At 72.1% G+C, this 12,279-nt stretch carries 8 protein-coding genes and 1 pseudogene; 8 read left to right on the top strand and 1 reads right to left on the bottom strand.

What is annotated here, in order from left to right; genetic code table 11:
* Positions 1-35: 35 nt before the first annotated feature.
* Positions 36-2,867: pseudogene (gene uvrA / locus AC2CJA_RS05520) on the bottom strand (excinuclease ABC subunit UvrA); the annotation flags it as partial.
* A gap of 188 nt (positions 2,868-3,055) precedes the next feature.
* Here uvrA and AC2CJA_RS05525 point away from each other — a divergent pair.
* The 8 genes from AC2CJA_RS05525 (at position 3,056) to AC2CJA_RS05560 (ending at position 12,207) form a co-directional block, all read left to right on the top strand.
* Positions 3,056-3,790, top strand: a complete 735-nt coding sequence (locus tag AC2CJA_RS05525) for a maleylpyruvate isomerase family mycothiol-dependent enzyme (protein WP_484601520.1) — start codon at positions 3,056-3,058, stop codon at positions 3,788-3,790.
* A gap of 48 nt (positions 3,791-3,838) precedes the next feature.
* On the top strand, positions 3,839-4,495 hold the full coding sequence (locus AC2CJA_RS05530; RefSeq protein ID WP_484601521.1) for an MBL fold metallo-hydrolase: 657 nt from the start codon (positions 3,839-3,841) through the stop codon (positions 4,493-4,495).
* A 79-nt stretch (positions 4,496-4,574) separates the two neighbouring features.
* Positions 4,575-6,602: an excinuclease ABC subunit UvrC gene (gene uvrC / locus AC2CJA_RS05535; RefSeq protein ID WP_484601522.1), complete on the top strand. Its 2,028-nt coding sequence runs from the start codon at positions 4,575-4,577 to the stop codon at positions 6,600-6,602.
* A 51-nt stretch (positions 6,603-6,653) separates the two neighbouring features.
* Entirely contained in the window at positions 6,654-7,613 is a 960-nt protein-coding gene (gene rapZ / locus AC2CJA_RS05540) for an RNase adapter RapZ (RefSeq protein WP_484601523.1), read from the top strand.
* Entirely contained in the window at positions 7,610-8,629 is a 1,020-nt protein-coding gene (locus AC2CJA_RS05545; protein ID WP_484601524.1) for a gluconeogenesis factor YvcK family protein, read from the top strand. Before rapZ ends, AC2CJA_RS05545 begins: the two co-directional genes overlap by 4 nt.
* Complete coding sequence (gene whiA / locus AC2CJA_RS05550) at positions 8,620-9,597, top strand: DNA-binding protein WhiA (RefSeq protein ID WP_484601525.1); 978 nt, start codon at positions 8,620-8,622, stop codon at positions 9,595-9,597. Before AC2CJA_RS05545 ends, whiA begins: the two co-directional genes overlap by 10 nt.
* A gap of 256 nt (positions 9,598-9,853) precedes the next feature.
* Complete coding sequence (gap, locus tag AC2CJA_RS05555) at positions 9,854-10,858, top strand: type I glyceraldehyde-3-phosphate dehydrogenase (RefSeq protein ID WP_484601526.1); 1,005 nt, start codon at positions 9,854-9,856, stop codon at positions 10,856-10,858.
* A 146-nt stretch (positions 10,859-11,004) separates the two neighbouring features.
* On the top strand, positions 11,005-12,207 hold the full coding sequence (locus tag AC2CJA_RS05560) for a phosphoglycerate kinase (protein WP_484601527.1): 1,203 nt from the start codon (positions 11,005-11,007) through the stop codon (positions 12,205-12,207).
* Positions 12,208-12,279: the final 72 nt, after the last annotated feature.

Raw genomic sequence — 12,279 nt, forward strand, 5'->3', positions numbered from 1 at the left:
CGTACTCTCCTCTCGGCCGCTCACGGCCTCACCGGCAGGACGTCCTGGAGGAACTTGCCGGTGTGACTCCCGGGCACCACCGCGACCTGCTCCGGGGCGCCCTGGGCGACGACCGTGCCGCCGCCGCTGCCGCCCTCCGGGCCCATGTCCACCACCCAGTCCGCGGTCTTGACCACATCGAGGTTGTGCTCGATGACGATCACCGTGTTGCCCTTGTCCACCAGCCCGGACAGCACCTCGATCAGCTTGCTGATGTCCTCGAAGTGCAGGCCGGTGGTCGGCTCGTCCAGGACGTAGACCGTACGGCCGGTGGAGCGCTTCTGAAGCTCCGAGGCGAGCTTCACGCGCTGCGCCTCACCACCGGAGAGCGTGGTGGCGGGCTGGCCCAGCCGCACGTAGCCGAGGCCGACGTCGTTGAGGGTGCGCAGGTGGCGGGCGATGGCGGGCACCGCCTCGAAGAACCCCAGCGCCTCCTCGATCGGCATGTCCAGCACCTCGGCGATGGACTTCCCCTTGTAGTGCACCTCCAGGGTCTCCCGGTTGTAGCGCGCTCCGTGGCAGACCTCGCACGGCACGTACACGTCCGGCAGGAAGTTCATCTCGATCTTGATCGTGCCGTCGCCGGAGCAGTTCTCGCAGCGGCCGCCCTTGACGTTGAAGGAGAAGCGCCCCGGCAGGTAGCCGCGTACCTTCGCCTCCGTCGTCTCCGCGAACAGCCGGCGCACATGGTCGAAGACGCCCGTGTACGTGGCCGGGTTGGAGCGGGGGGTACGGCCGATGGGGGACTGGTCGACGTGCACGACCTTGTCCACGTTCTCGTCGCCCTCCACCCGCACATGCCGGCCCGGCACCGACTTCGCGCCGTTCAGCTCGCGGGCCAGGTGGGTGTAGAGGATGTCGTTGACCAGGGTGGACTTGCCCGATCCGGAGACGCCCGTGACCGCGGTGAACACTCCCAGCGGGAACGACACGTCGATGTTGCGCAGGTTGTTCTCCTTGGCGCCGCGGACGGTCAGCATCCGCTTGCGGTCCACCGGGCGGCGCTTCTCCGGAGTCGGGATGGCCTTCCGCCCCGACAGGTACTGCCCTGTCACCGACGCCTCGTTGGCCAGCAGCTCCTTCAGCGGGCCGCTGTGCACCACCTCGCCGCCGTGTTCGCCCGCGCCCGGGCCGATGTCCACCACCCAGTCGGAGGTCTTGATGGTGTCCTCGTCGTGCTCGACGACGATCAGGGTGTTGCCCATGTCCCGCAGCCGCACCAGTGTCTCGATCAGCCGGTGGTTGTCGCGCTGGTGCAGGCCGATGGACGGTTCGTCCAGCACGTAGAGCACGCCCACCAGGCCGGAGCCGATCTGGGTCGCCAGCCGGATGCGCTGCGCCTCGCCGCCCGAGAGCGTCCCGGCGGCGCGGTTGAGGGAGAGGTAGTCCAAACCGACGTCGACCAGGAACCGCAGCCGCTCGTTGACCTCCTTCAGAACCCGCTCGGCGATGGCCTTCTCGCGCTCGCTGAGCTCCATGGCGCTCAGGAAGTCGGCGCACTCGCTGATCGACATCGCGGAGATCTCGGCGATCGACTTCCCCTGCACCGTCACGGCCAGGACGATCGGCTTGAGCCGTGTGCCCTCGCAGGAGGGGCAGGGCACCTCGCGCATGTAGCCCTCGAAGCGCTCCCGGCTGGAGTCCGTCTCCGCCTCCGAGTGCCGGCGCCGCACGAACGGGACCGCGCCCTCGAAGGCCGTGGTGTAGGACCGCTCCCGCCCGTAGCGGTTGCGGTAGCGGACCTCGATCTGCGTGCGGTGGCCGTTGAGCAGGGCCTTCCTCGCGCGCTGCGGCAGTCCGCCGAAGGGGATGTCGGTGCGGAACCCGAGCGCGTCGGCCAGGGCGCCGATCAGCCGCCCGAAGTACTCCTTGCTGTGACCGTGCGACCAGGGGTGGATCGCGCCCTCGTCCAGCGACTTGTCCGGGTCGGGGACGACCAGCTCCGGATCCACCTCCATGCGGGTGCCGATGCCGCTGCACTCCGGACAGGCGCCGAAGGGGGAGTTGAAGGAGAACGAGCGCGGCTCCAGCTCCTCGAACGACAGGTCGTCGTAGGGGCAGTACAGGTGCTCGGAGTACATCCGCTCGCGCTGCGGGTCGTCCTCGTCCAGGTCGACGAAGTCGAGGATCACCATGCCGCCGGACAGGCCCAGCGCGGTCTCGACGGAGTCGGTCAGACGCCGCTTGGCGCTCTCCTTGACCGTCAGGCGGTCGATGACCACCTCGATCGTGTGCTTCTCCTGCTTCTTCAGCTTCGGAGGGTCGGAGAGCTGGACCGTGGCGCCGTCCACCCGGGCGCGGCTGTAGCCCTTGGTCTGCAGCTCGGCGAAGAGGTCGGCGAACTCGCCCTTGCGCTGGCGCACCAGCGGGGAGAGGACCTGGAAGCGGCTGCCCTCCGTCAGGGAGAGTACTTTGTCCACGATCGCCTGCGGGGACTGCCGGGCGATCGGGCGCCCGCACTCGGGGCAGTGCGGCTTGCCGACCCGGGCGAACAGCAGCCGCAGATAGTCGTAGACCTCCGTGATGGTGCCGACCGTCGAGCGGGGATTGCGGGAGGTGGACTTCTGGTCGATGGAGACCGCCGGGGACAGGCCCTCGATGAAGTCCACGTCCGGCTTGTCCATCTGCCCCAGGAACTGCCGGGCGTAGGAGGACAGCGACTCCACGTAGCGGCGCTGTCCCTCGGCGAAGATGGTGTCGAAGGCGAGCGAGGACTTGCCCGACCCCGACAGCCCGGTGAAGACGATGAGGGAGTCGCGGGGGAGGTCGAGCGAGACGTTCTTGAGGTTGTGCTCGCGAGCCCCACGGACGATGAGACGGTCGGCCACGCCGATTGGCACCTTTCGTGTGGGTTGTAGGGGCCGGGCGCCTGCCCGGAGCCCCTGCCCAAGGGTATGGGGTAGCGCCGCCGTGGTGTCGTGCCCGGGGCGCATCGCGAGCCTATAGCACGTGTATTCGATTTACGGGGCCTCCTTGCCTCCTTCACCCGAAGGGGTGGCGGGGATAGCTTTGGATCATGACCGCGCCCGCCGCCGGCTCCGCCGGCCACACTGCCGATCCCGCCGCCGACACCGCCGCCCTGCGGGAGTCCACCGACCGCCTCCTGGCCGCCGTCCGGAAGCTGGACGACGCCGCCCTGGCCGCTCCCTCGAAGCTGCCGGGCTGGACCCGCGGCCACGTCCTGGCCCATCTCGCCCGCAACGCCGACGCCCTGGTCAACGTACTGGCCGGCCGGCCCATGTACCTCAGCGCCGACGCCCGCGAGGCCGACATCGAGCGCGACGCCCCCCGCCCCCTGGCGGCCCAGCTGGAGGACCTGAGCACCAGTGCCGCCCGCCTGGACGGGGCGATGGCCGAGCTTACCGGCGAGCGGTGGGGCGCCACCGTCGAACTGCGCAACGGCGTCACCGACCTCGCCTCCTCCCTCCCCTTCCGCCGCCGGATCGAGATCGAACTGCACCACGTCGACCTCGGCATCGGGTACGGACTGGCGGACATGCCCGCCTCCTTCACCGACCGCGAGCTGGAGAACATGGCCAGGCGGTTCGCGGGGCACCCCGGTGTGGAACCCGTGGAGCTGAGGGCGGGGGACGGCCGGATCCTGCGCACCGGCCGCGCGGCCGGGCAGGGGGAGACGGCGGTGACCGTCACCGGCTCGCCCGCCGCGCTCGTGGGCTGGCTCACGGGCCGCACCGACGGCACCGGACTCACCGCCTCCGCGGCGGACCTGCCCCCGCTGCCGCCCCTCTGACACACTGATCGCCGACCGCGCCCCCTTCCGGAAGGAGCCGCACAGCCCATGCCGTACACAGGAAAAGTCGCGGTCGGCGGTCCGCCGGACGTCCACGAGCTGACCGACCTGGTGATCTCCAAGGCCGCGGTCGGCCCGATGGAGAACAACGCCTACCTGCTGCGCTGCCGCGCCACCGGCGAACAGCTCATGATCGACGCCGCCAACGAGCCCGGCACCCTGCTGGGCCTCATCGGCGAGGACGGCGTCGGCTCGGTCGTCACCACCCACCGGCACGGCGACCACTGGCAGGCGCTCGACGCCGTCGTCCGGGCCACCGGCGCGCGCACCTGCGCCGGGCGCTACGACGCCGAGGGCATCCCGGTGCCCACCGACGTGCCCCTGGAGGACGGCGACGCCGTGACCGTCGGCCGCGTCACGCTCACCGCCCGCCACCTGCGGGGCCACACCCCGGGCTCCATCGCCCTGGTCTACGACGACCCCCACGGCCATCCGCACCTGTTCACCGGCGACTGCCTCTTCCCCGGCGGCGTCGGCAACACCCACGGCGACCCCGAGGCGTTCACCACCCTGCTGAACGACGTGGAGGCCAAGCTCTTCGGCGAACTCCCCGACGAGACCTGGGTCTACCCCGGCCACGGCGCCGACACCACCCTGGGCGCCGAGCGCCCGCACCTGGCTCAGTGGCGCGAACGCGGCTGGTGACGGGCCCCGCACGGTGTGCGACGGCGGGGCGCGCCGCCGCCTGCCCCGCGCGCCGCGGGCCGCCAGTAAGGTGGGCGTCATGGCAGACCCCTCCAGCTACCGCCCCAGGCCTGGAGAGATCCCCGACTCCCCGGGGGTCTACAGGTTCCGCGACGAACACGGCCGGGTGATCTACGTCGGGAAGGCGAAGAGCCTGCGCCAGCGCCTGGCCAACTACTTCCAGGACCTGGCCGGCCTCCACCCGCGCACCCGCACGATGGTCACCACGGCCGCCTCCGTGGAGTGGACGGTGGTCTCCACCGAGGTCGAGGCGCTCCAGCTGGAGTACTCCTGGATCAAGGAGTTCGACCCGCGCTTCAACGTCAAGTACCGCGACGACAAGAGCTACCCCTCCCTCGCGGTGACGATGAACGAGGAGTTCCCGCGTGTGCAGGTGATGCGCGGGCCCAAGAAGAAGGGCGTGCGCTACTTCGGGCCGTACGCGCACGCCTGGGCGATCCGCGAGACCGTCGACCTGATGCTGCGCGTCTTCCCGGTGCGCACCTGCTCGGCCGGGGTCTTCAAGCGCTCCGCCCAGATCGGCCGTCCCTGTCTGCTCGGCTACATCGGCAAGTGCTCGGCGCCCTGCGTCGGCCGGGTCGACGCCGAGGAGCACCGGCGGCTGGCCGAGGAGTTCTGCGACTTCATGGCCGGGCGCACCGGCGCCCACCTGCGCCGCCTGGAGCAGGAGATGCACCGGGCCGCCGAGGAGATGGAGTACGAGAGGGCCGCCCGGCTGCGCGACGACATCGAGGCGCTGAAGCGGGCGATGGAGAAGAACGCCGTCGTCCTCACCGACGCCACCGACGCCGACCTGGTCGCGGTCGCCGAGGACGAGCTGGAGGCGGCCGTCCAGATCTTCCACGTCCGCGGCGGCCGGGTGCGCGGCCAGCGCGGCTGGGTCACCGACAAGGTGGAGGAGGTCACCACCGCCGGCCTGGTCGAGCACGCCCTCCAGCAGCTCTACGGCGAGGAGAGCGGCGACGCCGTGCCCAGGGAGGTCCTGGTCCCGGCCCTGCCCGATCCGGTGGAGCCGCTCGCGGCCTGGCTGGCGGGCCGGCGCGGCGCGGCCGTGGACCTGCGGGTGCCGCGGCGCGGCGACAAGCGCGCGCTGATGGAGACGGTGCGGCGCAACGCCCAGCAGGCCCTGGTCCTGCACAAGACCAAGCGCGCCTCCGACCTGACCACCCGCTCCCGCGCGCTGGAGGAGATCGCCGAGGCACTCGGGCTGGACTCGGCCCCGCTGCGCATCGAGTGCTTCGACATCTCCCACCTCCAGGGCGAGGACGTGGTGGCCTCGATGGTGGTCTTCGAGGACGGCCTGGCCCGCAAGAGCGAGTACCGCCGCTTCCAGATCAAGGGCTTCGCCGGCCAGGACGACGTCCGCTCCATGCACGAGGTGGTCTCCCGCCGTTTCCGCCGCTACCTCCAGGAGAGGCAGCGCACGGGCGAGTGGGCCACCGGGGAGGACCTCGCGGCGGAGGACTCCGGAACCGGGGGACCGGGGAGCGTCCCGGACGGGCCGGCCCCGGCCGGGGAGCGGGAGGGGAACAGGCCGCCGAAGTTCGCCTACCCGCCGCAGCTGGTCGTGGTCGACGGCGGGCAGCCGCAGGTCGCCGCCGCACGGCGGGCCCTGGACGAGCTGGGGATCGACGACGTGGCCGTGTGCGGGCTGGCCAAGCGCCTGGAGGAGGTGTGGCTGCCCGGCGAGGACGACCCGGTGGTCCTGCCCCGGACCAGCGAGGGCCTGTACATGCTCCAGAGGGTCCGCGACGAGGCGCACCGTTTCGCCATCCGCTACCAGCGCGGCAAGCGGTCGCGGGCGATGAAGGCGAGCCCGCTGGACGCCGTCCGCGGCCTCGGGGAGTCCCGCAAGCAGGCCCTGGTCAAGCACTTCGGCTCGGTCAGACGGCTGCGCGCCGCCACTGTCGAGCAGATCTGCGAGGTCCCCGGCGTCGGACGCAAGACCGCCGAGGCCGTCGCCGCGGCCCTGGCGCAGGCGGCCCCGGCCGCTCCGGCGGTGAACACCGCCACGGGTGAGATCCTGGAGGACCGGGAAGGCCGGTAGGACACCGGCGATCGACAGGCGGAACGCCACAGGTGGGCGGGGGAGAGCGCGATGAACGAGCACATGGGAACGGGAGACGGAGCGCAGGTGGGCACGGGCACGAGTACGGGCGCGGTGGCCGACACCGCGGGGAACGGAGGCGACACCGCCGCCATCCCCGAACTGGTGATCATCTCCGGCATGTCCGGCGCGGGCCGCAGCACCGCCGCCAAGTGCCTGGAGGACCTCGGCTGGTTCGTGGTGGACAACCTGCCGCCCGCCCTGATCCCGACCATGGTCGACCTCGGTGCCCGCTCGCAGGGCAACGTGGCCAGGATCGCCGTCGTCGTCGACGTCCGCGGCCGCCGCTTCTTCGACAACCTTCGCGAGTCCCTGGCCGACCTCGACGCCAAGCACGTCACCCGCCGGATCGTCTTCCTGGAGGCGTCCGACGACGCCCTGGTGCGGCGCTTCGAGTCGGTGCGCCGCCCCCACCCGCTCCAGGGCGACGGGCGCATCGTGGACGGCATCGCCGCCGAGCGCGACCTGCTGCGCGAGCTGCGCGGCGACGCCGACCTGGTCATCGACACCTCCGCCCTCAACGTCCACGAGCTGCGGGCCAAGCTCGACGCCCAGTTCGCCGGTGAGGAGGAGCCCGAGCTGAGGGCGACGGTGATGTCCTTCGGCTACAAGTACGGCCTCCCCGTCGACGCCGACCTCGTCGTCGACTGCCGTTTCCTGCCCAACCCGCACTGGGTGCCGGGACTGCGGCCGTACACCGGTCTCAACGAGGAGGTCTCCCAGTACGTCTTCAACCAGCCCGGCGCCAAGGAGTTCCTGGACCGCTACGCCGAGCTGCTCCAGCTCATCGCCGCCGGCTACCGCCGCGAGGGCAAGCGCTACGTGACCGTCGCGGTCGGCTGCACCGGCGGCAAGCACCGCAGCGTGGCGATGTCCGAGAAGCTGGCCGCCCGGCTGGCCGCCGAGGGCGTCGAGACCGTCGTCGTGCACCGCGACATGGGACGCGAGTGACCGTCCGCACCCGCAGACTGCGGCGCCTGGTCACCACCCGCAGAGCCCGCGGCGGGACCCCGAAGGTGGTGGCGCTCGGCGGTGGCATGGGCCTGTCCGCCTCGCTGGCCGCGCTGCGCCGGATCACCCGCGACCTGACCGCCGTGGTCACCGTCGCCGACGACGGCGGCTCCAGCGGGCGGCTCCGCGACGAACTGGGCGTCCTGCCCCCCGGCGACCTGCGCAAGGCCCTGGCCGCGCTGTGCGGCGACGACGAGTGGGGCCAGACCTGGGCCCGGGTCATCCAGCACCGCTTCGTCAGCAGGGGCGACCTGCACGAGCACGCGGTGGGAAACCTGCTGATCGTCGCCCTGTGGGAGCAGCTCGGTGACCATGTGCAGGCCCTGGACCTGGTGGGCAGGCTGCTGGGCGCGCATGGCCGGGTGCTGCCGATGTCCGCCGTCCCGCTGGAGCTGCGGGCCCTGGTGCGCGGCCACGAACCGGCGCGCCCGCGGGAGGTCACCACCGTCCGGGGCCAGGCCACCGTCGCCCTCACCCCCGGCGAGGTGCAGCAGGTGCACCTCGTCCCGCACGACCCGCCCGCCGTCCCCGAGACCGTCGAGGCGGTCCTCGACGCGGACTGGGTGGTGCTCGGCCCCGGCTCGTGGTTCTCCTCGGTCATCCCCCACCTGCTGGTCCCCGAACTCCTCCAGGCGCTCACCGAGACCAGGGCGCGCCGTGTGCTCTCGCTCAACCTCGCGCCGCAGCCGGGAGAGACCGACGGCTTCTCCCCGCAGCGTCATTTGGAGGTTTTGGCCCGACACGCCCCTAAACTCACCTTCGACGTGGTGCTGGCCGACCGGGCCGCCGTGCCCGACGAGGAAGGCCTCCGCAACGCCGCCCGGCGCCTCGGCGGCACGGTCGAGCTGGCGCCGGTGGCCGCCCCGGGAGGAGCCCCCCGGCACGACCCGGAGCTGCTGGCCGCCGCGTACGACCGGATTTTTCGAATGCATGGAAGGATCGGCCCATGGCGATGACGGCATCGGTGAAGGACGAGATCTCCCGGCTACCCGTCACCCGGACCTGCTGCCGGAAGTCGGAGGTCTCCTCCATCCTGCGGTTCGCCGGCGGACTGCACCTGGTGAGCGGCCGCATCGTGATCGAGGCCGAGCTGGACACCGGCATCGCCGCCCGCAGACTCCGCAAGGACATCCTGGAGATCTTCGGCCACGCCTCCGACCTGGTGGTCATGGCCCCCGGCGGGCTGCGCCGCGGCAGCCGCTACGTCGTACGGGTGGTGGCGGGCGGTGACCAGCTCGCCCGGCAGACGGGGCTGGTCGACGGCCGCGGCCGCCCGGTGCGCGGTCTGCCGCCCCAGGTGGTCTCCGGGGCCACCTGCGACGCCGAGGCCGCCTGGCGCGGCGCCTTCCTGGCGCACGGCTCGCTCACCGAGCCCGGACGCTCCTCCTCCCTGGAGGTCACCTGCCCCGGCCCCGAGGCCGCCCTCGCCCTCGTCGGCGCCGCCCGCCGTCTGCAGATCGCGGCCAAGGCGCGCGAGGTGCGCGGTGTGGACCGGGTCGTCGTCCGCGACGGCGACGCCATCGGCGCGCTGCTGACCCGGCTGGGAGCCCACGAGTCGGTACTGGCGTGGGAGGAGCGGCGGATGCGCCGTGAGGTGCGGGCCACCGCCAACCGCCTGGCCAACTTCGACGACGCCAACCTGCGCCGCTCGGCCCGCGCCGCCGTCGCCGCCGGGGCCCGTGTGCAGCGCGCGCTGGAGATCCTGGGCGAGGAGGTGCCCGAGCACCTGGCCGCGGCCGGCCGGCTGCGCATGGAACACAAGCAGGCGTCCCTGGAGGAGCTGGGGGCGCTGGCCGACCCGCCGCTGACCAAGGACGCCGTGGCCGGGCGTATCCGGCGGCTGCTGGCCATGGCCGACAAGCGCGCCGCCGACCTGGGGATCCCGGGTACCGAGTCGAACCTGACGGAGGAGATGGTCGGCTGAACGGGCTCCGGGAGCCCGTCCGTCCCGCCGTCCCCGCACGCCGTGTCGCCGGGGCCCGCGGCCGGGGACCGGCGCCGCCCGGATGTCTGCCGGGCGCCTTCGCGGGTACGCCCTGCCACCGGTGCGCCATACCGCACACGGCGGGTGGCCGATGTCACTCGCGAGCACCCGGCGCGGTAGGGTCGGAAGTGGTCGGGGACATCCCAAACAGCTTCGCCGGTGTCCGCACCGGCGTACCTAGCGAGGAGATCGGTTCGTGACGATCCGCGTAGGCATCAACGGCTTCGGCCGCATCGGACGGAACTACTTCCGCGCCCTTCTGGAGCAGGGCGCGGACGTCGAGATCGTCGGTGTCAACGACCTGACCGACAACGCGACCCTTGTCCACCTGCTGAAGTACGACAGCATCCTGGGCCGTCTGAAGCAGGAGGTCAGCCACACCGCCGACACCATCACGGTGGGCAGCCAGACTTTCAGGACGATGGCCGAGCGCGACCCGGCCGCCCTTCCGTGGGGTGAGCTCGGCGCCGACATCGTCATCGAGTCCACCGGCATCTTCACCAAGCGCGAGGACGCCGCCAAGCACCTGGCGGCGGGCGCGAGGAAGGTCCTCATCTCGGCTCCGGCCAAGAACGAGGACATCACCCTCGTCATGGGCGTCAACCACGAGGCCTACGACGCCGAGAAGCACCACGTCGTCTCCAACGCCTCCTGCACCACCAACTGCGTGGCGCCGATGGCCCTGGTGATGGACGAGAACTTCGGCATCGTCAAGGGCATGATGACGACCGTCCACGCGTACACCAACGACCAGCGCATCCTGGACTTCCCCCACAAGGACCTGCGCCGGGCCCGCGCCGCGGCCGAGAACATCATCCCGACCTCGACCGGCGCCGCCAAGGCCACCGCCCTCGTCCTGCCGCAGCTCAAGGGCAAGCTGGACGGCATCGCCATGCGCGTCCCGGTCCCGACCGGCTCGGTCACCGACCTCGTGCTGGAGCTCGACCGCGAGGTCGGCAAGGACGAGGTCAACGCCGCCTTCCAGAAGGCCGCCGAGGGCCGGCTGAAGGGCGTCCTGGAGTACACCGAGGACCCGATCGTCTCCTCGGACATCGTCAACTGGCCGGCCTCCTGCACCTTCGACTCCTCCCTGACCATGGTCCAGGGCAAGCAGGTCAAGATCGTCGGCTGGTACGACAACGAGTGGGGCTACTCCAACCGCCTCGTGGACCTCACGGTCTACGTCGGCGAGCGGCTCTGACCACGCTGCCGGACAGCAGCGCCGAGACGTGACGCGGCGGGGTTCGCGGGGCGCGATGACGCGCCCCGCGGGCCCCGTCTCGCGATGACCGGCCGCGTGGCCGGCGACCGTGCAAACCACCGAGCAGACCACCACGGAGCCACACCATGAAGACGATCGACGACCTCGGCGTCGCGGGCCGGCGGGTCTTCGTCCGCGCCGATCTGAACGTGCCGCTCGAGGGCGGTGCCATCACCGACGACGGCCGCATCCGCGCCGCCGTCCCGACGATCGGCAAGCTGGCCGAGGCCGGCGCCAGGGTGATCGTCGCCTCCCACCTGGGCCGCCCCAAGGGCGCCCCCGACCCGCGGTTCTCCCTCGCCCCCGTGGCCGAGCGGCTGGGTGAACTGCTGGGCGGCGACGTCGCGTTCGCCACCGACACCGTCGGCGACTCCGCGAAGTCCACCGTCGGCGCCCTCGCCGACGGACAGGTCGCGGTGCTGGAGAACCTGCGCTTCAACGCCGGCGAGACCAGCAAGGACGACGCCGAGCGCGGCGCCTTCGCCGACAGCCTGGCGGCCCTCGCCGACCTCTACGTCGGCGACGGCTTCGGCGCGGTGCACCGCCGCCACGCCTCCGTCTGCGACCTCCCGGCCCGGCTGCCGCACGCCGCCGGCGGCCTCATCGCCACCGAGGTCGGCGTCCTGCGCAAGCTCACCGACGACGTCGAGCGCCCCTACGCCGTGGTCCTGGGCGGGGCGAAGGTCTCCGACAAGCTCGGAGTCATCGACCACCTGCTGGAGCGCGCCGACCGCATCCTCGTCGGCGGGGGCATGGCGTACACCTTCCTGAAGGCGCAGGGGCACGAGATCGGCGCCTCGCTGCTCCAGGAGGACCAGATCCCGGCCGTCCAGGACTACCTCAAGCGTGCCGGGGAGCGCGGCGTGGAGTTCGTCCTCCCCGTCGACGTGGTGGCCGGCGCCGGTTTCCCGGATCTGAGGACCAAGCTGCCCTCCGAGCCCGTCACCGTGGCCGCGGACGCCATCCCGGGTGATCTGATGGGGCTGGACATCGGCCCCCGCAGCCAGGAGCTGTACGCCGCCAAGCTCGCCGACGCGGCCACCGTCTTCTGGAACGGCCCGATGGGCGTCTTCGAGCACCCGGACTACGCCGAGGGCACCCGGGCCGTGGCCCGGGCACTGATCGACAGCCCGGCCTTCACCGTGGTCGGCGGCGGGGACTCCGCCGCGGCCGTCCGCGTCCTGGGCTTCGACGAGGAGGCCTTCGGCCACATCTCCACCGGGGGCGGCGCCAGCCTGGAGTACCTCGAGGGCAAGACGCTTCCCGGCCTCGCCGCGCTGGAGGACTGATCCGGTGCGCCGGGCCTCCCGGCGCACCGGGGAGCACACGCGGCCGCCGGGCCGCGACCGACCACGGCGCCG

The organism is Streptomyces sp. ATLC9, from assembly GCF_057196705.1.